Annotated in this window: 21 protein-coding genes; 10 read left to right on the top strand and 11 right to left on the bottom strand. The window is 61.4% G+C overall.

The window, feature by feature from the left end:
- Positions 1 to 42 precede the first annotated feature (42 nt).
- The 3 genes from JH25_RS01140 (at position 43) to JH25_RS01150 (ending at position 2,094) form a co-directional block, all read left to right on the top strand.
- The gene (locus JH25_RS01140) at positions 43 to 645 is read left to right on the top strand and encodes a LuxR C-terminal-related transcriptional regulator (protein WP_032880771.1); all 603 of its coding nucleotides are present in this window, start codon (positions 43 to 45) and stop codon (positions 643 to 645) included.
- A gap of 250 nt (positions 646 to 895) precedes the next feature.
- Positions 896 to 1,387 carry a GNAT family N-acetyltransferase gene (locus tag JH25_RS01145; protein WP_032880770.1) on the top strand — a complete coding sequence of 164 codons (492 nt, stop codon included), beginning with the start codon at positions 896 to 898 and terminating at the stop codon, positions 1,385 to 1,387.
- Between the two features lie 317 nt (positions 1,388 to 1,704).
- A complete protein-coding gene (locus JH25_RS01150; RefSeq protein ID WP_032880769.1) occupies positions 1,705 to 2,094 on the top strand; it encodes a hypothetical protein in 390 nt (129 codons plus the stop codon).
- A 107-nt stretch (positions 2,095 to 2,201) separates the two neighbouring features.
- Here the strand turns inward: JH25_RS01150 and JH25_RS01155 are convergent, their stop codons facing one another.
- The gene (locus JH25_RS01155; RefSeq protein ID WP_032880768.1) at positions 2,202 to 3,395 is read right to left on the bottom strand and encodes a TPM domain-containing protein; all 1,194 of its coding nucleotides are present in this window, start codon (positions 3,393 to 3,395) and stop codon (positions 2,202 to 2,204) included.
- A 132-nt stretch (positions 3,396 to 3,527) separates the two neighbouring features.
- On the opposite strand from JH25_RS01155, the gene JH25_RS01160 reads away from it, so the two are divergent.
- Positions 3,528 to 4,343 carry an alpha/beta fold hydrolase gene (locus JH25_RS01160; RefSeq protein WP_032880767.1) on the top strand — a complete coding sequence of 272 codons (816 nt, stop codon included), beginning with the start codon at positions 3,528 to 3,530 and terminating at the stop codon, positions 4,341 to 4,343.
- On the top strand, positions 4,333 to 5,469 hold the full coding sequence (locus JH25_RS01165) for a PAS domain-containing sensor histidine kinase (RefSeq protein ID WP_032880766.1): 1,137 nt from the start codon (positions 4,333 to 4,335) through the stop codon (positions 5,467 to 5,469). The genes JH25_RS01160 and JH25_RS01165 overlap by 11 nt, the downstream gene beginning before the upstream one ends.
- Here JH25_RS01165 and dapF read toward each other — a convergent pair.
- Positions 5,466 to 6,269 (bottom strand): diaminopimelate epimerase, encoded by an 804-nt coding sequence (dapF, locus tag JH25_RS01170; protein WP_032880765.1) that lies wholly within the window; start codon positions 6,267 to 6,269, stop codon positions 5,466 to 5,468. The two genes, JH25_RS01165 and dapF, sit on opposite strands and share 4 nt — an antisense overlap.
- A gap of 158 nt (positions 6,270 to 6,427) precedes the next feature.
- Between dapF and JH25_RS0127470 the strand changes: the two genes are divergently transcribed.
- Positions 6,428 to 7,003 carry an AAA family ATPase gene (locus tag JH25_RS0127470; RefSeq protein ID WP_050549418.1) on the top strand — a complete coding sequence of 192 codons (576 nt, stop codon included), beginning with the start codon at positions 6,428 to 6,430 and terminating at the stop codon, positions 7,001 to 7,003.
- Here JH25_RS0127470 and JH25_RS01175 read toward each other — a convergent pair.
- The 3 genes from JH25_RS01175 to JH25_RS01185 are packed head-to-tail and all read right to left on the bottom strand — an operon-like array spanning position 6,944 to position 9,206.
- Positions 6,944 to 7,360, bottom strand: coding sequence for an SRPBCC family protein (locus JH25_RS01175; RefSeq protein WP_032880764.1), 417 nt, complete (start codon positions 7,358 to 7,360; stop codon positions 6,944 to 6,946). The two genes, JH25_RS0127470 and JH25_RS01175, sit on opposite strands and share 60 nt — an antisense overlap.
- A 26-nt stretch (positions 7,361 to 7,386) precedes the next feature.
- Positions 7,387 to 8,184, bottom strand: coding sequence for an SDR family NAD(P)-dependent oxidoreductase (locus tag JH25_RS01180; RefSeq protein WP_032880763.1), 798 nt, complete (start codon positions 8,182 to 8,184; stop codon positions 7,387 to 7,389).
- A 17-nt stretch (positions 8,185 to 8,201) separates the two neighbouring features.
- The gene (locus JH25_RS01185; RefSeq protein WP_032880762.1) at positions 8,202 to 9,206 is read right to left on the bottom strand and encodes an aldo/keto reductase; all 1,005 of its coding nucleotides are present in this window, start codon (positions 9,204 to 9,206) and stop codon (positions 8,202 to 8,204) included.
- A 107-nt stretch (positions 9,207 to 9,313) separates the two neighbouring features.
- Between JH25_RS01185 and JH25_RS01190 the strand changes: the two genes are divergently transcribed.
- Positions 9,314 to 10,213 (top strand): LysR substrate-binding domain-containing protein, encoded by a 900-nt coding sequence (locus JH25_RS01190; RefSeq protein ID WP_032880761.1) that lies wholly within the window; start codon positions 9,314 to 9,316, stop codon positions 10,211 to 10,213.
- A gap of 38 nt (positions 10,214 to 10,251) precedes the next feature.
- Here JH25_RS01190 and JH25_RS01195 read toward each other — a convergent pair whose 3' ends face one another.
- Genes JH25_RS01195 through JH25_RS01205 form a run of 3 tightly spaced genes read right to left on the bottom strand, consistent with a single transcriptional unit; the run spans position 10,252 to position 14,024 of the window.
- On the bottom strand, positions 10,252 to 11,544 hold the full coding sequence (locus JH25_RS01195) for an NAD(P)/FAD-dependent oxidoreductase (protein WP_032880760.1): 1,293 nt from the start codon (positions 11,542 to 11,544) through the stop codon (positions 10,252 to 10,254).
- Positions 11,541 to 12,641 (bottom strand): polyamine ABC transporter substrate-binding protein, encoded by a 1,101-nt coding sequence (locus JH25_RS01200; RefSeq protein ID WP_032880759.1) that lies wholly within the window; start codon positions 12,639 to 12,641, stop codon positions 11,541 to 11,543. Before JH25_RS01200 ends, JH25_RS01195 begins: the two co-directional genes overlap by 4 nt.
- Positions 12,642 to 12,665: 24 nt before the next feature.
- Entirely contained in the window at positions 12,666 to 14,024 is a 1,359-nt protein-coding gene (locus tag JH25_RS01205) for a glutamine synthetase family protein (RefSeq protein WP_032880758.1), read from the bottom strand.
- Positions 14,025 to 14,162: 138 nt separating this feature from the next.
- Between JH25_RS01205 and JH25_RS01210 the strand changes: the two genes are divergently transcribed.
- Both JH25_RS01210 and JH25_RS01215 read left to right on the top strand, forming a co-directional pair.
- Positions 14,163 to 15,059, top strand: coding sequence for a helix-turn-helix domain-containing protein (locus tag JH25_RS01210; protein ID WP_032880757.1), 897 nt, complete (start codon positions 14,163 to 14,165; stop codon positions 15,057 to 15,059).
- Positions 15,060 to 15,380: 321 nt separating this feature from the next.
- On the top strand, positions 15,381 to 17,525 hold the full coding sequence (locus JH25_RS01215) for a TonB-dependent siderophore receptor (protein WP_032880756.1): 2,145 nt from the start codon (positions 15,381 to 15,383) through the stop codon (positions 17,523 to 17,525).
- Here the strand turns inward: JH25_RS01215 and JH25_RS01220 are convergent.
- On the bottom strand, positions 17,515 to 18,645 hold the full coding sequence (locus JH25_RS01220; RefSeq protein ID WP_032881322.1) for an MFS transporter: 1,131 nt from the start codon (positions 18,643 to 18,645) through the stop codon (positions 17,515 to 17,517). The two genes, JH25_RS01215 and JH25_RS01220, sit on opposite strands and share 11 nt — an antisense overlap.
- A 98-nt stretch (positions 18,646 to 18,743) precedes the next feature.
- On the opposite strand from JH25_RS01220, the gene JH25_RS01225 reads away from it, so the two are divergent.
- The gene (locus tag JH25_RS01225; protein ID WP_032880755.1) at positions 18,744 to 19,514 is read left to right on the top strand and encodes an AraC family transcriptional regulator; all 771 of its coding nucleotides are present in this window, start codon (positions 18,744 to 18,746) and stop codon (positions 19,512 to 19,514) included.
- 4 nt (positions 19,515 to 19,518) lie between these two features.
- Here the strand turns inward: JH25_RS01225 and JH25_RS01230 are convergent, their stop codons facing one another.
- Together JH25_RS01230 and JH25_RS01235 are read right to left on the bottom strand one after the other, a co-directional pair.
- On the bottom strand, positions 19,519 to 19,956 hold the full coding sequence (locus JH25_RS01230; RefSeq protein WP_005788953.1) for a carboxymuconolactone decarboxylase family protein: 438 nt from the start codon (positions 19,954 to 19,956) through the stop codon (positions 19,519 to 19,521).
- Between the two features lie 93 nt (positions 19,957 to 20,049).
- Positions 20,050 to 21,495 (bottom strand): mechanosensitive ion channel family protein, encoded by a 1,446-nt coding sequence (locus tag JH25_RS01235; protein ID WP_032880754.1) that lies wholly within the window; start codon positions 21,493 to 21,495, stop codon positions 20,050 to 20,052.
- Between the last annotated feature and the right edge of the window lie 167 nt (positions 21,496 to 21,662).

Genomic DNA, 21,662 nt, shown 5'->3' with positions numbered 1-21,662 from the left:
TAGCATGCCTCGACACCACCTTGCCCCAGGAAGGAGCTCACCATGACCGGCCGGATCATCATCGCCGACGACCACCCGATGTTTCGCGAAGGCATGGCGCGCACCGTGCGGCGCCTGCTACCCGACGCCCAGGTGCAAGAGGCCGGCGACCTGGCCACGGTGAATGCGCTGCTGTGCGAGCCGAGCGAAGTCGACACTCTGATCCTCGACCTGCGCTTCCCCGGCCTGACTTGCATCAGCCAACTGGCCGAACTGCGCCAGCAACTGCGGCGCACAACGTTGATCGTGGTGTCGATGGTCGACGACCCGGCGCTGATCGAACAGGTGATGGCCCTGGGCGCCGACGGATTCATCGGCAAGAACATCGCCCCCGACGACATCGGCCAGGCGTTGCTGGCGATTCGCGCCGGCGAAGTGCTGGTCAAGTTCGCGCCTTCGGGCCTGCTGCCGCTGGACACCCACACCCTCACCACCCGCCAGCAGGAAGTGCTGCGCCTGATTGCCCAGGGCAAGACCAACAAGGAAATCGCCAAGGCCCTGGATATTTCGCCGTTTACCGTGCGCATTCATGTGTCGTCATTGCTGCGCAGTTTGAATGTGCCGTCGCGGGCGGCGGCGGCAGTAAAGTATTCCGGGGAATTCTAGGTCGTCCAAATGTGGGAGGGGGCTTGCTCCCGATGGCAGTGGGTCAGTCCAAGATGCGTTTACTGACACTCCCTCATCGGGAGCAAGCCCCCTCCCTCATTGGACTGAGTCGCATCAGTCAGGCCTGCGCTCTGCATCCGATATTTCAGTTGAACCTCACACCTTCCCCTCCAAGCAAATGGCCTTGCTGTGCCATAAGCTCGACGTTTGTTTATGATGTTGCCTTTCGCTCAACGCCTTGGAACCACCCATGCCCACCCTTACCCTGCGTACCGCTCTGCCCACCGACGCCCACCGCTGCTTTGAAATCGAAACCAGCGCATACGAAGGCGACGAAGCCGCCACCCTGGAAAAAATCACCACGCGCATCGCCCAGTATCCCCAGGGCTTTTTGATCCTGGAGGCGGATGGCGAAATCGCAGGTTTCATCAATTCCGGCTGTGCCCACAATGTGGTGATGTCGGATGAGGCATTCAAGGAGTTGGTAGGCCATGTGGCCGAGGCGCCGAATGTGGTGATCATGTCGGTGGTGGTCGACCCGGCACATCAAGGCAAAGGCTATGCAAAAAAACTGATGACCGCGTTCGTGCAGCGCATGGCAGCAATGGGCAAGCAGACGATTCACCTGATGTGCAAGCACCAGCACGTGCCGTTGTACACCCGCATGGGCTACACCTATGTGCGTCCTTCGCCGTCGGATCACGGTGGGATGGCGTGGCATGAAATGGTGAGAACTGTCTAAGAAAGGTCATTACATAACTGTTTCCAATCGTGAAACAAGCGCACACCACTGAGCCGTCAAATGTATTTCTACAAATGAAAACCTGAGAACCAACGACGCTTTCTTACATCCAGCCTGACTCTGCTGCCCCTTTTGCCGGATTGCACCTATCGCCACTCTCACTATTTGGAAACCCGCGACCACAGCGGTTTCACTCGGTTACATTCACCCGAAATGGGCCGCATTGAGCGACTGCTCATGGCGCTGTAGCCTGCGAAACGCCGAGCCGGGACCACGTCCTGGCGGGTCAATATCCCAGCTATCAGAGAGGTGCAATCGTGTCTTCAATCAATGGTTCCAGCCCATCTTTCCCTGCATACCAACCCGTTGACAACGGCAGGATCGACAACGACAAAGCCAGATACAACCCCAAGGAAGAAAACCAGATTGGGGACGATGCAGAAGTGTCCGATGGCAAGGGCGGCTGGAAGAACATCGGCGACGAATACAGGGCCCACGCCAACCGTAGTCGGCTGGATCAGAACTTCCTGCCTGCGGACGAAAAGGCCGTCGACAACTCTCAGGTCAACACTGCCCGCAGCCAGTTAGATCGCAACTTCCTGCCGTCGGACGAAAAGGCCGTTGAAAACGCTCCAGGCAACGCCAACCGTGACCCCATTGATTTCGAAATCAAATCCGATGGCAAGGGCGATTGGGTCAAGGCGTAATACTGCAACCGGCTGTTTGCGGTCCAAACCGTTGTGCCCCCCCATGGCATTGCCAAACACGCGCTTGCCATGGATGGGGTTCGAAAGTGTGGGGATCGGCTACCGCGTCACCAACTGCCGGAAGCCCCACCGCCACCACTGGAACCACCGCCACCGGAGGAACTGTCACTGGAGGTGGAACTGCTGGAACTCGAACTGGAGCCGCTACCCGATCCCGTCCCTTCACCGACCTTGCCGAAGATGATCAGCGCGACAAACGATGCGATGGGAAACGCCAATAGCCAGCCGTCGCGGCCGCCGTCAATCACCCACCCTGCCACCACGTACACGACTACCGCCGCCAGCAGTCGCACACTAAAACCTGCACGGCTGGTGCGCCAGGTCTCTCTCATGATCAGCAGTAGCACCAGGTACAACCCCAGCACCACCAAGACGCCCAGTGGCCACAGCAGCCAATGGATGAAACTGACGTCCACGTACTGGTTTGCCACCACCAACCCGAGGATATAAGCCAGCAGCCCGATTACGCAGTAAAACAGCGTACGCACCTGCCACAGCGCGCCGAATATCGCGCCGCCTATCAACAGCGTCAGCGGCATGACAAACAGGAACATCGGCCACTCGCGACCGCCCGCCAGCAGCGTCAGCAACAGCGTGGCCGCCACGGTGACGATCAACGCCCGGCGCCAATGCAGCTTGCCGGCAGCGATCGCCACGCCGCCCAAGCCGCCCAGGATAAACGCCACCAGCAACGCGATAAATTGAGGGTTGATCCCGGCGCCCGCCAATGGCGGTAAGTCACCGCCGTCCACCAGTACGGTCAATGCGTCCACGCCCTGTTGCACACCGCCGGCAAAATCACCTTGGCGAAACGCCGGGGTGATCTGTTCTTCAATAATGCGATGAGCCAGCAGGTCGGTGACGATGCCTTCCAGGCCGTAGCCCACTTCAATGCGCACTGCGCGATCAGCCTTGGCCACTACCAGCAGGATGCCATCGTTGACGTCCTTGCGCCCCAGCTTCCAGGCGCGAAACAGTTGGTTGGCATAGTCTTCGATAGCGGCGCCGCCCGTGGTCGGCACCAGCAACACCGCGACTTGCGCGCCTTTGCGCGCTTCAAGGTCGCCAAGCTGGTTTTTAAGGCGCTGGGTGGTGGTTGCGTCGAGGGTGTTGGTGAGGTCAATCACCCGCTGGTCGAGGGCGACCCCGATCGGTGAAGTGTCCGCCTGGGCTATGTTCAGCACGCCGAGGAGCACCAGGGCCAGCAAACCCGAGACCTTTTGACGCCAATTCCCTATCATGTTTTGTTACCTGAGGTTTCTTCCTTAAGCTGCCGACTTTACCTTATCGACGTATAACGCGTGACCCCAGGTGCGCGACTATCTAAACTGCGGCCTTACCCCGCATAGCAAATTGCCAGCTACGAGAACGCCATGGACCTGCGCTACCGCAACAATGTGAATGTGATGGGCGACGGTCCTTCGACGCTGGTGTTTTCCCACGGCTTTGGCTGCAATCAAGCGATGTGGAACCAGTTGGCGCCGCACTTTAGCCAGCGCTTTCGCGTGGTTCTCTACGACCTGGTCGGTGCGGGCCGGTCGGACCTCAGCGCGTTCGACAAAGCCAAATACCTGGCCCTGGACGGCTACGCCCGCGACCTCAACGAGATTATCGACGCCTATGCCCAAGGCCCGGTGATCCTGGTGGGCCACTCCGTCAGCGCGATGATTGGCACCCTCGCCGACCGTTTTGTCCCCGGGCGTATTGCTGCGCACGTGATGATCGGCCCATCGCCGCGCTATATCGACACTGACGATTATGTTGGCGGCTTCAAGCGCGAGGATATCGACGACCTGCTCGACACCCTCGACAGCAACTACCTGGGCTGGTCGAGCGCGATGGCCCCGGTAATCATGGGCGCGCCGGACCAACCGGCACTGGGTGAGGCGTTGACCGAGAGCTTTTGCCGCACCGAGCCGGACATCGCCAAGCAATTTGCCCGGGTGACCTTCCTTTCGGATAACCGCCAGGATGTAGTGGGCCTGACCACTGCGGTGTTGATCCTGCAATCGACTGACGACCTGATCGCCCCCGTAGCCGTGGGTGAATACCTGCACCGCGTGCTGCCCAACAGCACTTATTGCCTGGTGGAGAATGTCGGCCATTGCCCGCATATGAGTGCACCCCAGGCGTGCGCAGCGGCAATGGACCGGTTCCTGACCCCTTGGGCGCCTGCCGATGCCCGCTGACGCGTTGTTCGACAGCGCCGCCTGCGCCCTGGCCGTAACCCACGAAGACGGCACGATCCTGCACGTCAACCCGCGCTTGAGCGACTGGCTCGGGTTCAGCGCCGCTGCGCTGCAAGGGCGGCGCTTCCAGGACCTGCTGACCATGGGCGGGCGGATTTTCTACCAGACCCACCTGGCACCGATGCTACGCATGCACGGCAGCGTCACCGAAGTGAAGCTCGACATCCGCCATTGCGCCGGGCACAAAGTGACCGTATTACTCAATGCCAACCAGCGCCGGCAGGCCGACGGCGTGGTGCATGACCTGGCACTGTTCGGCACCACCGACCGCGACAAATACGAGCGCGAACTGCTCAATGCACGCAAGTTGGCCGAAGCGCTGCTCCAGGAAAAAACCGCCACCGAGGTCGCCCTGCAACAGGCCCAGGCCGAACTCAGCGCGGCCTATGCGGTTGCCCAGCGCCGGGCGTTGTTTGCCGAACAGATGGTGGCGATTGTCAGTCATGACTTGAAAAACCCCCTTACCGCCATCCGCATGGCTTCGGACTTTCTGCAGCGTGGCGAGCGCACGGCCAAGGAGCGCCAACTGTTGGGGCATATCGGCCAGTCGGCCGAACGCGCCCATCGCATGATCGCCGACCTGCTGGACTTCACCCAGGCGCGGGTCGGCCAGGGCATCACCATCAAGGCGGTGCCGCTGGATTTGCACGGCGTTATTCAACATGCGGTGGATGAATTGCGGGTGGCCTTTCCCAGGGCCACGCTGGTGCATCAGGCCGAAGGCAACGGCCAGGCGTGCCTGGATGCCGACCGAGTGCAGCAGATGATCGGCAACCTGGTTGCCAACAGCGTGGCCTATGGCGACCTGCTGCAACCGATCACCATCACCTCGCGCCTGGGCGACAACGCCTGCGCGGTCGCGGTGCACAACCATGGCCTGGCGATTCCCGAAACACTGCTGGCCGGGTTGTTCGAGCCCATGACCCGTGGCACCGACCAGGGCAGCGATGTGCGCAGCGTCGGCCTCGGCCTGTATATCGTGCGCGAACTGGCGAAGGTGCATGGTGGCGATGTGGCGGTGACGTCCTGCGCCACGGCCGGTACTACGTTTACCGTGACGTTCTAGCCCAGGTATGCGGCGCCCTGCATGATCGGCTCGACACGGCCGGCCAAGATCACCCCGCCCTGCCCGTCCCACTGCACCGTGACCGTGCCGCCGTCGCATTCGACCTCCACGCTGTCATCGAGCAACCCGCGCCGAATCCCATTGACCACCGCACCGCAGCAGCACGAACCGGAGCCCAACGGCACCGCGCCGCCACGCTCCCAGATGCGCAGGCGGATACGGCCACGGCTCAACACCTGCACAAAATGCACATTGGTCTTGGCCGGGAACAGCGGGTGAGCTTCAAGCGCCGGGCCCACCGCCGCGACATCGATGGCAGCGATGTCTTGCACAAAAAACGTGCAATGCGGGTTGCCCATGCTGCAGGCCGCCGGGTTACCGTCCATGGGCAGCACGCGGGTGTCCATCGCCTCGGCCAGCGGCACCGCCGCCCAGTCCAGCGACGGCGCGCCCATGTCCACCGACACGCGCTGCCCGTCGACGCGTGTGCACGTCAGCAAACCGCGGTCGGTGCGTAATACGACGGTGTCGATGCCGGTCTCGTGCATCAGGCGGTCGGCCACCCCGCGAGTCGCGCTGCCGCAGGTTGGCAGCCGCGTGCCGTCGGGGTTCCAGAACTGGACATGTGCGGCGGCGTCTCCACAGTCGAGTATCACCGCCAACTGATTGAAACCGATACCCGAGCGGCGGTTGCCCAGGCGGGCGGCGACCTGTGCAGTGATGGGGTTGTCCTGGCCACGGCGGTCGATGATGATGAAGTCGTCGCCATGGGCGTGCATCTTCACAAATGGCAGGGTCATGGGGCGCAGGTCCTGTTGTCGAAGTGAAGCAGTTCTAATAACACTGTAGGAGCGAGCTTGCTCGCGAAAATAGTGAAGACCACACGTTTTACCTGGAAGTACGCGTTATCGTTGACGTTTTTCGCGAGCAAGCTCGCTCCTGCAAAGAGTTGATGACCATGCTTATCGTATTCAGCGGTCTGCCCGGCAGCGGCAAGACCACGGTTGCCAGGGAACTGGCGCGACAGACCGGCGCGGTTTACCTGCGTATTGATGTGATCGAACAGGCGCTGCGCGATGCCGCCGTATTGGCGGGGGATGTGGGCGCCAGCGGCTACAGCGTGGCCAATGCATTGGCGCTGAGCAATTTGCGCCTGGGGCATCGGGTCATCGCCGATTGCGTGAACCCGGTCAGGGAGAGCCGCCAAGCCTGGCAAGCCGTGGCGACGGCAGCGCAGGTTGAACTGATCAATATCCAGGTGGTGTGTGCTGATCAGCACGAGCATCGGCGCCGTGTGGAAAGCCGCGTGGGCGATGTTCCCGGTCTGGCGCCGCCGACCTGGCAGTCGGTGCTGGTGCATGAATATGAATGCTGGGATGAGCCGCCGTTCAGGCTCGATACGGCGCAGAGGACGCCCGCTGAGTCAGTTGCAGCGATCCTCGCCCATCACCAGTTTTTTCCCGATAACACCGGTTCAGTTGGGGAAGTTGCCGCGCAACGCCTCCAAGCCACCGCTGTAGACGCCGGCAAATAACTCCTCCACCGCCGCATCCGTGGTGCCCGCTGCCGGAGTGAACACGCCGGACCAGGTGACTTTCGCCGACGACTCGGTCAGCGCTTCAACCTGCACGGTCGCCAGATACGCGCTCACCGGAAACGGCGATTCTTCAATCGTGTAGCTGTAAATGCGCGCCACGTTGTCAAAGGTCTGCAAACGCTCGACGATCTGGCCGCCGTCAGCGGTAGTCAGGTGACGCACACGGCCACCTTCGCTCGGCTCGCTCTTGGCGATAAAGGGCAGCCAGTCGGGCAGGCTGTTGAAGCCGCCAATCAGTTGCCAGACCTGGTCGGCTGATGCCGGGATTTCAATTACTGAAGACGCTGTTGCCACAATAAATACTCCAATCAGGGGAAAAATCAGATCGCCATGCTGTCGACAACGCCACCGTCTACGCGCAAAGCGGCACCGGTAGTGGCAGACGACAGCGGTGAAGCAATGTACGCCACCAGGTTCGCCACTTCATCCACATTGGCTGCACGCTGGATGATCGAGGTGGGCCGCGCATTACGCACGAACACATCGGCTTCTTCCCGCGCACTGCGCCCGGACTGGGCCGTGGCGTCCTTGAGCATCTGTTCCAGGCCGTCGGTAAAGGTCGGCCCCGGCAAAATCGCATTCACCGTCACCCCGGTGCCTGCCAGGCGCTTGGCCAGGCCGTGGGAGACCGCCAGGTTGGCGCTTTTGGTCACGCCGTAGTTGATCATGTCGGCCGGCGTCGCCACCCCGGATTCCGACGACACAAAGATCACCCGCCCCCAGCCCTGCTCGACCATGCCCGGCGCATAATGGCGCGACAGGCGCACGCCGGAAATCACATTGACCTCATAGAAGCGCGTCCACTCACTGTCTGGCGCCTCGAAGAAATCCACATCGTTGAAGATGCCGAGGTTGTTGACCAGGATATCGGCGCGAGGTTCGGCGGCGAACAGTTTCTCGGCGCCCTCCAGGGTGCCAAGGTCGGCCACCAGCCCACGCAGGTCAGCGCCGGGCACCCCTTGGCGAATGCTGGCCAAAGCGTCGTCGACCTTGCCCGCGTCCCGCCCGATCACTACCACCGTTGCGCCGGATTGCGCCAGGGCCTGGCTGATGCCCAAGCCGATACCGGCAGTGCTGCCGCTGACGATGGCTACTTTGCCGCTCACATCAATTTTCATGGTTAGCTTCCTTAAGATTAGAGAGGCAAAGGCGCACGATCCGAAATCAGTCGGGCCTCGCGTAGCGCTTGCCAGAAGGCTGCTGGAATCTGTTCTGACAACGCCGCAACGTCTTCGGCAATGCGCCCCGGACGACTGGCACCGGGAATCACCGCCGCCACGGCCGGGTGTGCCAGGGAAAACTGCAGCGCCGCGGCTTTCACACTCACGCCAAATGCCTGGGCAATCGCCTTGATCTGCTCGACCTTGCTGATGATCGCAGGCTTAGCGGGTTGGTATTCAAAGTGTGCGCCGCCGGCGAGGATGCCAGAGCTGTACGGGCCGCCGACCACAATTTCAACCTGCTGGGCCAAGGCTGCGTCCATCAGGCGTTGCAGTGCGCGCTCGTGGTCCAGCAGCGTATAGCGGCCGGCGAGGAGGAACCCGTCGGGCTGCGCCTCAGTCAGGTCCAGGGTCAGTTCACACGGCTCGACGCGATTGACGCCCAGACCCCAGGCCTTGATCACACCCTCCTCGCGCAAGCGGGTCAGCACTTTGAAGGCGCCGGTACGGGCCTGGTTGAAGTAGTCCAGCCACTGGTCGCCGTAAAAATCCTGGGCGATATCGTGAATCCACACGATGTCGAGGCGATCGGTTTGCAGGCGCTTGAGGCTATCGTCAATGGAGCGCAGGGTGGCATCGGCGCTGTAGTCATTGAGGATTTTATTCGGGCGGCCGTGTTCGAACACGCCGCTTTTTTCGCCAAGGTCACGGGCGCCGGTTTCGACTTCATCCAGAATCACCCGGCCGACCTTGGTGCTGAGCACGTAGTCATCACGGTTGTAGTGGGACAGGGCCTGGCCCAAGCGGATTTCCGACAGGCCCGAGCCGTAGAACGGCGCGGTGTCGAAGTAACGGACGCCGTGGTTCCAGGCGGCTTCGACGGTGGCCTGGGCTTCGTCTTCAGGGATGGCGCGGAACATATTCCCCAAGGGTGCGGTGCCAAAGCCCAGTACGCCGGGGAGTTTGTCTTTCAAGCTCATGGTGAGATCCTCAATCGGTTGGTTGTGACCGTTGAGCAGATGCTAGATTGCGTTAGTCAGACCGTCCAAGACATACTGCGACCAACTTGAGTCCTTACAGGTCTTACATGATCGATCTACGCCAACTGCGCTACTTCGAAGTGGTCGCCGAAGAAGAACACGTCGGCCGCGCCGCCGAGCGCTTGCACATCTCCCAATCGCCCCTGAGCCGGCAGATCGCCCAGTTGGAAGAACGCCTGGGCCTGACCCTGTTCGAGCGCAGCCAGCAGCGCATCCGCCTGACCCGCGACGGCCAGACCTTCCTGGCCGAAACCAAGGCGTTGCTGACCCATGCCAACCGTCTGGAATCGCTGGGCAAGCGCCTGGGTCGTGGGGAGGAAGGCGGCCTGTGCATCGGCTATATCGAAAATGCCATGCACGCCGGTGTTCTGCCCAATGCCTTGCGCATACTGCGCGACGATCGCCCCACCGTGCATATCAAGCTGTATAACCTGCCCTCCCTCGAACAGTTGGAGGGCCTGCGCCAACGCAGTCTGGACATCGCCCTGGTAAGCGAGCCCCCCGCCGACGACGATCCAGACCTGAGCGCCTTGCAGGTGCTCGACGACCCGATGCTGCTGGCCCTGCCCGAACAGCATCCGCTGGCCCGGCAACGCGAACTGCTGCCCGAACACCTGGCGGACCAACAATGGATCGGCGTGCAGCGCAAAACCGGCGCCAACCCCGCCGATGATTTCGTCGCCGCCTGCATTCGTGCCGGTTTCACCCCACAGATTCCCATGGAAGCCAGCGAACCCTTTACCGCACTGGGCCTGGTGGCGTCAGGGCTTGGGGTAGCGATGGTGCAGAAGGGCCTGAGCCGCAATGCCCCGCCCGGCGTGGTGTTGCGAGAGTTGCCGTGGCTGACCTACACCACACCGCTGTGGGCGGCCTGGCACCGCGTTAATTTGCGACCGCTGGTGGAGACGTTTCGCAAGGTGCTGACTGAACCTGAGATTAGTGAATAAGGCGCCCAGTACAGCGATTGCCTGCGCCCTTTGTGTGATCAAAGCACCTCGCGCAACCGATACCACAGCATCCCCAACGCCAACAGCGGCGAGCGCAGCGCCTTGCCGCCCGGGAAGGTCATGTGCGGCACCTGGCTGAAAATATCCAGGCCGCGACTTGCACCCGCGTGAATCGCTTCGGCCAGCAGCCGTGCGCACCAGTGGGTCACGTTGAGGCCATGGCCGGAATAGCCCTGGGCATAGAAGACATTGGGGTACTGCTTCAACCGCCCGACCTGGGGAAAGCGGTTGGCGGTGATGCCAATCTTGCCGCCCCACTGGAACTCGATGGCGGTGTCGGCCAACTGCGGGAAGACCTTGAGCATTTTCGGGCGCATGTAAGCGGCGATGTCCTGGGGATCGCGCCCCGAGTAATGGCAGGCACCGCCAAACAGCAGGCGCCGGTCGGCGGACAGCCGGTAGTAATCCAGCCCGACTTTCTGGTCGCACAGCGCCAGATTCTGCGGAATCAATTGCTCGGCCACCGTTTCCGGCAACGGCTCGGTGGCGATGATGTAGCTGCCCGCCGGCAGCACCTTGCCGCCCAGGCGCGGCTCCAGGTTCTCCAGGTGCGCATTGCACGCCAGCACCAGATGGGCGGCGCGCACGCTGCCACCGGCGCAACGCACCTGCACAGTGTTGCCATGGATCAGTTCCAGCACCTCGGTCTGTTCAAAGATCCGCACCCCGAGGGCCTCGGCCACCTGCGCCTCGCCAAGCACCAGGTTGAGCGGGTGCAGATGCCCGGAGCCCATGTCGACCAGGCCTCCGGCGTACACTGTCGAGCCCACCACCTGGGCCATGTCCTGCGCGCCCACCAACCGGGTTTCAGGGGCATAGCCCATGGCCGCCAACTGCGCCTGTTCATTCTTGAACGCGGCGAATTGCGCCGGGGTGTTGGCCAGTTCACAAAAACCCCAGCGCAAGTCGCAATCGATACCATGCTCGCCGATGCGCTCGCCCACCAACGCCACCGAGTCGATACCCGCTCGCGCCAGATAGCGCACGCCCTCCTCGCCCACGTATTTGGCAAACCCCGAGACATCATGACCGATACCCCGAATCAACTGCCCACCGTTGCGCCCGCTGGCACCCCAGCCAATGCGTCGGGCCTCCAGCACAATCACCGAGAGCCCGCGCTGGGCCAGTTCGATGGCCGTGTTGACCCCGGTGAACCCGCCACCGATCACACACACATCGACGCTCAGATCAACGTCGAGTGCAGGCCGCTGCGGCATGGTGTTGGCTGTCGCGCGGTAATAGGACTGCGCATGTTCGTTGGACTGAATCATCGGTTGGACTTCACTTTGCTCCAGGCGCGGGTCATCACGCGCATGGTCGCCGGCGTGGGCGTGGTGGAAATGTAGAGTTTGTCGAGGACGTCCTGGGGCGGGTAAACCTCAGGGTTATTGACCAGTTCCGGGGCCATGAACGGCTTGGCCGCCGGGTTGGCGTTGGCGTAGCCCACCGAGGCGCTGACCTTGGCGATCACTTCGGGTTCGAGCAGGTAGTTGATGAACGCGTGGGCCTCTTTGGGGTTGGTGGCGTCGGCAGGAATTGCCAGCAGGTCGAACCACAGGTTGGAGCCTTCCTTGGGAATCGAGTACGCAATGTTCACCCCGTTTTTGGCTTCCTTGGCGCGGTTGGCGGCCTGGAACACATCGCCGGAATAACCGAAGGCCACGCAGATATTGCCGTTGGCCAGGTCCGAGATGTACTTGGAGGAATGGAAATAAGTGATGTACGGCCGCAGCGTCAGCAGCTTGGCTTCGGCCTGCTTGTAGTCCTCGGCGTTCTCGCTGCGTGGGTCCTTGCCCATGTAGTTGAGGATCGCCGGAAACAGCTCATCCGGCGAATCAAGGAAGGCCACACCGCATTCATGGAGCTTCTTGAGGTTGTCCGGCTCGAACAGCACCGCCCATGAATCAATGCGCTCGATACCCAGCACCTGCTTGACCTTGTCGACGTTGTAACCGATGCCATTGGTGCCCCACAGGTACGGCACCGAGTGCGCGTTACCCGGGTCGTTCTGCTCCAGCAGCTTGAGCAACCGGGGATCGAGGTTCTTGAAGTTCGGCAGTTGCGCTCGGTCCAGCATGAGGAACGCGCCGGCCTCCACTTGCCGCGCCAGGAAGTGGTTGGACGGCACCACCACGTCATAGCCGGTGCGCCCGGCGAGCAACTTGCCTTCCAGGGTTTCGTTGGAGTCGAACACGTCGTAGACCACCTTGATCCCGGTGTTGGCCTGGAAATCCGCCAATGTGGTTTCACCAATGTAGTCGGTCCAGTTGTAGACGCTCACCGTCGACGCTGCCTGGGTGCTGGCGCTGAATGCCGCCGGCAGTACAAGTGCAAGTGCCAACGGCAGAAACTTGTTCACAAGACGCATATCGTCACCCCTTTTATCGTTGTTTTAGACGCTCAACAGCAGGAATTCACGTTCCCAGGAACTGATCACCCGCTTGAAATTCTCATGCTCGGCGCGCTTGACCGCGACGTAGCCGCGCACGAATTTTTCGCCCAGGTATTGCTTGACTGTGTCGCAGTCTTCCATGCGTGCCAGGGCATCCTCGAGGGTGAACGGCAGGCGCAGGTTGCGGCGCTCATAGGCACGGCCTTCCACCGGCGCACTGGGCTCGATCTGCTCGATCATGCCCAGGTAGCCACACAACAAGCTGGCGGCGATCGCCAGGTAGGGATTGGCATCGGCACCCGGCAAGCGGTTTTCCACGCGCATCGCCTCGGGGCTGGAAGTCGGCACGCGCAGGCCGACGGTGCGGTTTTCTTCACCCCATTCGACGTTGACCGGCGCCGAGGTGTCCGGCAAAAAGCGCCTGAACGAGTTCACGTTGGGTGCAAACATCGGCAGCAGCTTGGGGATGTACTTCTGCAGGCCGCCGATGTGATGCAGGAATAACGGGCTCATGTTGCCGTCGGCATCGACGAACACCGGTTTTCCGGTGGCAATTTCCACCACGCTCTGGTGCAGGTGCATGGCGCTGCCGGGTTCGTCGGCCACCGGTTTGGCCATAAAGGTCGCGGCCACGTTGTGCTTGAGCGCGGCCTCGCGCAGGGTGCGCTTGAACACAGTGATCTGATCGGCCAGGTTCAGGGCATCGCCGTGACGGAAGTTGATCTCCATCTGCGCCGGGCCGTCTTCGTGGATCAGTGTGTCGAGGTCCAGGCCCTGGGCTTCGCACCAGTCGTAGACGTCTTCGAACAGCGGGTCGAATTCGTTGGCGGCATCGATGGAAAATGACTGGCGCCCGGTTTCGGCACGCCCCGAACGACCGATGGGGGTTTTCAACGGCAGGTCCGGGTCTTCGCAGCGCTGGGTCAGGTAGAACTCCATTTCCGGCGCGACAATCGGCTGCCAGCCCTGGTCGGTGTACAGCTGCAGGACTTTTTTCAGCACATTGCGCGGCGACAGTTCGATGGGGTTGCCCTGTTTGTCGAAGGTGTCGTGGATCACGATGGCAGTGGGCTCGATGGCCCAGGGCACCACGTAGGTGGCGTTGGCCACCGGACGGCAGATCATGTCGATATCAGCCGGGTCCAGCAGGTCGTAGTAGATGTCGTCGTCGACAAAGTCCCCGGTTACCGTTTGCAGCAGCACACTTTCCGGCAGGCGCATGCCTCGCTCATGCAGGAACTTGTTGGTGGGTGCAATTTTGCCGCGCGCAATGCCAGTCAAGTCACTGATCACGCATTCGACTTCGGTAATCTTGTGTTCTTTCAGCCAGGTGGAGAGCTGATCGAAGGGGGCATTCATAAGGACCTCGTCTTGGGTGGGATGCGGCGCCGGCTTGTACAGTCGACACATTGAGGTCTATCTTGGGCCGGCCTTGAAACGGCATCTATCCACTTTGCACGCAGTACAACGCACCAATAGAGTGCGCACGGATCCCCCATGACACAGGCAACCGCTTTGCGCGTACAGGCCTTCGCTACCGGCGATGTGACCGCCCAATGCAGTGCGACACCCGGTTGGGTGCAGCATTACCAGCAAATGTCCCCCGGGCATTTCGCCGGGCGCGTGCGCTACCTCGACCTGCAAGGCGTGCAGGTGTACGAAGAATGTATGAACACCCGCGTGGAACAGCACTTCAACGCGCCGCCAGGCGCGCTGTCGTTCTGCTTCGATGGCAGCGACAACGCGCTGTACCTGCTTAACGGCGAAAGCCGCAATACCTGGATCACCCCGCAGAACTACCGCGAAGTAGCGGTGGTGTTCGGCCCGCAGTTCGTGCAACGCCATGGGCTGGACATGGCCAGACTGGAAGGGTTGTTCATGGCGCCACTGGCCTGTCAGCAAAACGCGCTGTTCACTCGCTGGCTCAGCGGTACCCTTACGCGCCTGTCGGCACTGACCGACCCCATCAGCCGTGATGCCCTGACCCAGCAGTTGCTCGACGATTGCCTGTTTATCCTCGACAACGCCTGCGTGTGCCTGGACGGCAGTTCCTTGCAAAAACGCAATGAAGAACGCCGGTTGATGGCGCGTATCGGTGAATGGGCGGCGGATGCTCCGGATGAAACTGCCAACCTGCTGGAACTGGCGCAGATTGCGGGTGTGCCGTTGCGCCAATTGCAACAAGGGTTCAAGACCTACACCGGGATGAGTCCGGCGCAGTGGTTGCGGTTGCGTCGGTTGAATGGGGCGCGGCGGGAGCTATTGAGTGGCGCGGATACCACCGTGGCCGAGGTGGCGATGAATTGGTCGTTCTGGCATCTGGGGCGGTTTTCCAATAGCTATCGAGCACTATTCAAGGAACTGCCCAGCGAAACCCTCAAGCGCTCACGTTGAAACGCATTCAAAAAGGTGGGAGGGGGCTTGCCCCCGATGAGGGAGTGTCAGCCAATACATCTGGGGCTGGCCCACCGCCATCGGGGGCAAGCCCCCTCCCACCTTTAACCAGACCGAGTACATATCCATTGTGCTGTAACGGCCACTATCGGTTCCGCCCACCGGCGGGTCACCTTGCAAAAGCGGCAAAGTAATCAAATGTTCTTGCCCCTCCACTCGGCACCTCGCCCAGGCTCGGTGTGCGCGAGTACCGAACGCTTGTAAAACCTGGCCGTTATGCCTAGCTTATGCGCCCCCGCCCCGCGCTATAAGGCCCTGCCCATGGTTCTGCGTTTTCGACCCGTCGTCACTTCACGTTTTGCCCTCGGCCTGCTGCTCAGTGGCGGCATCGGCAGCAGCCTGGCCGCCGAGATCCAATTGCCGGCGGTGAAGGTCCAGGGCCTGGATGAGTCCGGTTACCGCAATGAAACCGCTTCGGTGGGCGGTTTTGACGAAGCACCATTGCTCGACACTCCGGCCTCGATCACGGTGATCAACGCAGCCTTGATCAAGGACCAGCAGGCACGCTTGCTCAGTGAAGTGCTGCGCAACGATGCCTCGGTGGGCGACAGTTACGCGCCCATCGGCTATTACGAAAACTTCGTGGTGCGCGGCTTCTCGCTGAATGCGGCCAGCAGCTACAAGATCAACGGGCGCACCATCACAGGCGAGCAGAACGTCGCCCTGGAAAACAAGCAGCAGGTGGAAGTGCTCAAGGGCCTGGCCGGTTTGCAGAGCGGCATTTCCGAGCCCAGTGGCGTGATCAACTACGTGACCAAGCGGCCGGAGGACGTGCGCTCGGTGACGGTGTCTACCGATGATCGCGGCAGCGGTTATATCGCCACCGATGTCGGCGGCTGGTTTGGCAGCGAGCAGCAGTTCGGCCTGCGTGCCAACGTCGCCCATGAAGACCTCAATTCCTATGTGGAACACGCCAATGGCCAGCGCGATTTCCTGTCCCTGGCCTTTGACTGGAACATCAGCCCCGACGCCGTGCTGCAACTGGATGCCGAGTACCAGAACAAGCAACAACGTTCGGTACCGGGGTATCAACTGTTGGGGGGTACGGAAGTGCCCCATGACGCCTCGCCGAAAAAGCTGCTGGGGCACCAGACCGGCGGCAAGCAGGTGGGGATTGATTCGCTGAACCTCAACGGCAAGTTCGAGTACCGTTTCAGCGACCAGTGGAAAGGTAATATCAGTGCGGCGCGCAGCAAGGTGGTGATTGACGATTACAGCTCGTTTGCGTGGGGCGGCGATACCAACGGCCTAGGAAATTACTTCACGCCGGAGGGTGACTACGACATCTACGACTTCCGCAGCCCTGACGACACTCGTCGCGATGATGAAGTCCAGGCTGCGATGACTGGCTTGTTCGACGCCGCAGGCTTAAGCCATGAGTTAACCTTTGGTACCAGCGCGTTTCGTCGGGTGATCGACAAACGTGAATCTGTGAACGCTTCAATTGGCAGCGGCAATATCTATGAACCAACTCCAACCTTTAAACCTACTAGCCAGCCGCTGAACGACAGCCATCGCAACCTCGACAGCCGCCAGTACGGCCTGTTCGTCACCGACCGCATCCGCTTCAACGAGCAATGGCAAACCATCCTCGGTGGTCGTGAAGTACGCCTGGATGAAAAAGCCTTTGACGGCGTCACCGGCAACCAGACACGCCACACCCAACAATACGTGTTCCTGCCCCAGGCCTCGCTGATCTACAAACCAGTGGACAACGTTTCGCTGTACACCAGCTACAGCAAGGGCCTGTCACTGGGTGGCACGGCGCCGTGGTTCGCAAAAAACCAGGATGAAACCCTCGCCCCCACCGTCTCGCGCCAAATCGAAGCCGGGGTTAAATACGACTGGCGCCGCATCAGCTTTGCCGCTGCCGTGTTCCAGACGCGCCAGGCTTACCAATACGCCAAGCCCGAAGGTGACGGTTTCACCTACCTGCAGCAAGGCCAGCAGAAGAACACCGGCCTGGAATTGTCCGCCAACGGCTGGGCCACCGACCGCCTGCAAATCGCAACCAGCGTGGCAGCGATTCGAGCGCGGGTCAGCGGCAGCGGCACGCCGGACTATGAAGGCCACCAGGCGATCAACGTGCCCAAGCTGCGCGCCAGCCTGTACGCCGACTATGCCTTGCCGTGGGTCAATGGCCTGGCGGTACTGGGCGGCGTGCAATACAGCGCCAAGAAATACGCCAATCGCACCGGTAATGTACAGGTGGGTGATTACGCGGTGGTCAATGTCGGCAGCCGCTACACCACCAAGGTCGATGGGTACGAGACGGTGTTTCGCCTGAGCGTCGACAACCTGTTCGACAAGCGCTACTGGCGCGACGCAGGCGAATACATGGGCGATGACTACCTGTTCCAGGGCGCACCGCTGACGGCGCGCTTGAGTGCATCGGTCAACTTCTGAATACCCGCGGCGTTGCCAGCCACAACGCCGCCAAGCTGCATACCAACAGGCTCCAGCCAAGGTCCTGGGTCCATGCCACCAGGGTCAGCCCGCCACCAATCACCAGGTAATACAGCAAGCCAAACAAGGCGGCGGCAGTGCCGAGGCGATCGCGGTAGTCGACTAACGCGCCGCCGAGCACGTTGGGTATCGCCATGCCGAATGCCAGCACCACCAGCAACATCGGCCATACCAATAACCAGCTGTGTTGCAGGGCCAGTACCAGCAGGCTCCCCACCACCGCCACTGCAGCAGCGACAAACACCAATTGATCGCTGTCCATACCACGCTTGAGCAAGGCTTTGTTCAGCCACGCCCCCAGGCCGGACCCCAACGCCAGCAGCACGCCGCTGTAGCCGAACTCGGCAGTGGAGCGCCCCAGGTGCGCGAAGATAAACGGCCCCACGCTGTAATAGCTGAACAGCGCAATATTGAAGGCTGCCACCAATCCGACCGAGCGCCAGATTCCGGCATCCTTGAGCATCAATCCGAGTGTCTGGCCAAGGGCGGCCGTGGGCAACGATGCCGGGCGTGTTTCCGGCAGGGCCCACAGGCACCAGGCCCACAACCCCAGTGCGAGCAGCAGCAACGTGCCAAGCACGCCGCGATAGCCGAAGCACTCCACCAGGCTCGCACCGCTGAATAACCCGATGGCGGGGCTGGCCGCCAGCGCAATGCCCATCAGCGAAAACACCTGGGCCAGTCCAGCGCCGTGGAACCGGTCACGCAACACGGTCTGCGTGACCACCGACCCCACCGCCGCACCGAAAGCAGCACACGCCTGGGCCAGCAACAAACCGCTGAATGTGGTCACATTCAAGGCCAGCGCCGAGGCGCCTGCATAAACCCCAAGCCCGATCAGCATCACGGGCCGCCGCCCCCAACGATCGCTCAAGCGCCCCCATACCACTACACCAAAAGCGAAGGCCAGGAAGTACACCGACAGTGTCTGCCCCGCCCGCTCAGGCTCGACCGCGAACACCCGGCCGATATCGCCCAGGGCCGGGCTGTACAGGGTCTGGGCCAATTGCGGGAACATCAGCAAGGCCATCGTCAGCATCAGCAAATTTCCAGACTTCATCACCAGGTCCATCCATAAAAACAATGGACGAATTCTAGGGCGCGCCAACTGGGGTATTATCCAGACTTCGACATTTTATCCATGAAATCGGACAAACCATGGCTTGGCTCGAAGCGACTGCGTCTTTCAATCCCGACGCGTTTGCCGCTCCCGTGATCGGCATCGCTGCGGTGCTGGGCAATCACGACTCCGGCATGCATCGCCACCAGCGCGGGCAGTTGCTGTTCACCCAGCAAGGTTGCACGCGCATCACGCTGGACACTCAACTGTGCCTGCTGCCGCCCACCCGCGCTGCCTGGATACCTTGCGGCCTGCCTCATCGCGCGGTGATGCAGCACGCGGTCGATTACCGGTCGGTGTACGTGAGCGCGGCCCTGGCCGGGCAGTTACCCGCGCAGGTGCGAGTGATCCAAGTGAGTACCTTGCTGCGGGCCGTACTGGAACCGATGGCTATGGCACCCTTCGAGACCGATTGGCACACCGGCCGCTATGCCCACTTGCTTGGGCTGTGCCTGGACGAAATCCGCCACGCGGTCGAGCAGCCCCTGCTCCTGCCGTTGCCGCAAGACAAGCGCCTGGCACCCTTGCTGGCCCAACTCGACCGCTTGCCACCGACATTGCAGGAACTGGAGCAGCACATTGGCGCCAGCACCAAGACCATTGGCCGGATTTTTCTCAGGGAGACCGGCCTGGGGTATCAGCAGTGGCGCCAACAGTGGCGACTGATGCGGGTGATCGAACTGCTCGCCACCGGGCGCAGCCTGGGCTACTGCGCCTTTGAACTGGGCTTTGCCAGCGACAGTGCATTGATCGCCTTTTTCAAAGGCATGACCGGCAGCACCCCGCGTGGTTATTTCAAAGCCAACTGATGCCTTACTTGGGCATCTTGCGAAACCCCACCGCCAGGCGATTCCAGCTGTTGATGGTGGCGATGGCCACGCTCAGGTCGACTTGCTCCTGTGGGCTGAATTCGGCGGCCAGGGCGTTGAAGTCTTCATCCGGGGCGTGGGTGTGGCTGAGCAGGGTCAGGCTTTCGGCCCAGGCCAGGGCGGCGCGTTCACGTGGGGTGAAAAATGGCGTTTCGCGCCAGGCCGACAGGGTGTACAGACGCCGCTCGGTCTCGCCGCCTTTGCGCGCATCGGCGGTGTGCATGTCGAGGCAGAACGCGCAGCCGTTGATTTGCGAGACGCGCAGGCGCACCAGTTCCAGCAGTGGCAATTCGATGGAGAGTTTGCCTACCGCCGCTTCCAGGGCGAGCATGGCTTTCATCGCGTCTGGGGAAGCGGTGTAGAAATCGGTACGGGTTTGCATGATGAGACTCCAGAACGTTGGGACAGGTGCGCAGAGTAATCAGCGCAGCGTTCTGGAGAAATAGCCAATCCGGGCGAAGAACAGGTGACCAATCTACAGGCCACGCTTCCTCAGCCACTGGATGAAGCCCTTCTTGACCGGCACCACGGGTACGTCTTCGGTCAGGGCCTGGGCGGCATGGCGACGGAAATCCAGCAGCGCTTTCATGGCTTCGCCGATATCATGCCGAGCGTCCAGGCACGGCTTGAGGTATTCATTTTCGATGCGGTACAGCGTGCAGTAGGTCTTGGCCGAAAAATCCGCCAGTGCCGCCTGGTCGGAAAGGATGCCGGACTCACCGATCACCTCCCCCGGCCCCATGCGCCCGGCCTCGAACTTGTGCCCGTCCTTGATCAACAGCACCGAGACCACGCCAGACTCGATGATGAACAGGTGATCGCTGACCTCTCCCGCCGCCAGGATCATCTCACCGGCGCGGTAGGTGTGCAGGGTCATGTTCTGGCTGAAGGTGTCTTTTTCTTCCTGACGCAAGGTGGAGAAGATCGATGAGCGCTCAAGCAGAGCGCGGGCGCCGGACACGGATGGCGGCGTGCTGCCTTCGGTGGAGGACAACAGCCCCACACCTGCCGCCTGCAAATGCCGATAGGCCAGGTCGTAAAGCTGGTTGCGTGTTTCACGCTTGAGGCCCATGGCCGGCACAAACCCACTGATTTCATATTCCACGCCGCCGCTGGTGGAGGCCTTGAACGCCACGCTTGGGGCGGGCTTGGCCAGCAGCGGCCGGCAGCCTTGCATGGCACGCTCCAGGGCCTCGATCACGGTTTGCGGGCGCGCATGGGGGCTGACTTGCAGGCTGACCGCCAGGCCGAACATGTCTGCCGGGCGCGAAAAGTTGATGATCTTGGCTTTGGCCGCCAGGGAATTGGGGATCACCGCCAGGCTGCCCTGGGACGTTTGCAGGCGCGTGGCGCGCCAGTCGATGTCGGTGACGCGGCCTTCAGTACCGTCGATTGAGATCCAGTCATCGATCTGGTAAGGCTTGGTGGTATTGAGGACGATCCCGGAAAACACATCGCTCAAGGTGCTTTGCAGCGCCAGGCCGACGATGATCGCCACGGCGCCGGAGGTGGCCAGTACGCCTTTGACCGGCAGGTCGAGCACATAGGCCATGGCGGCGATGATCGCGATCAGGAAAATCACCGCGCCCAGCAGGTCCTGCAATAAACGCCCGGTATGGCCGACCCGCTGCATCATCACCGCGCCGAGCAACACCGTAAGGGTGCGCGCCGCGAACAGCCACCAGCCGATCTGCAACGCCGTGGCGGCGAGGTGCAAGGTGGTGTCGTCGGCATAGGGCGCCGCTTGCATGGGGTTCATGCCGTCGTTGAACAACACGGCACTGAATACCGCAAAGATCACCAGCCGCGCCGCCAGTTTCCAATTGGCCAGGCTGGGGGAAATAAGGCGCCACACGGCAATGTCGATAAGGATCAACGCCACGGCGCACAACATCGGGTGATCAGCGATAAATGAGGGCATCCAGGCGACTCCAGGGCGAATGCCGAGAAGATCGCATGAAATAAGAACCCTGGGAACAAAATGTAGGAGCGAGCTTGCTCGCGAAAAACCACAACGATAACGCGTTCTGTCTGATTGAACGCAGTATGTTGAAGTTCTTCGCGAGCAAGCTCGCTCCTACAGGTTTT

Origin of the sequence: Pseudomonas sp. BRG-100 (assembly GCF_000737955.1) — a bacterium.
GTDB classification, from domain to species: domain Bacteria; phylum Pseudomonadota; class Gammaproteobacteria; order Pseudomonadales; family Pseudomonadaceae; genus Aquipseudomonas; species Aquipseudomonas synxantha_A.
The sequence above is the reverse complement of the archived record's forward strand: the minus strand, read 5'-3'. Positions and strand labels throughout refer to the sequence as shown.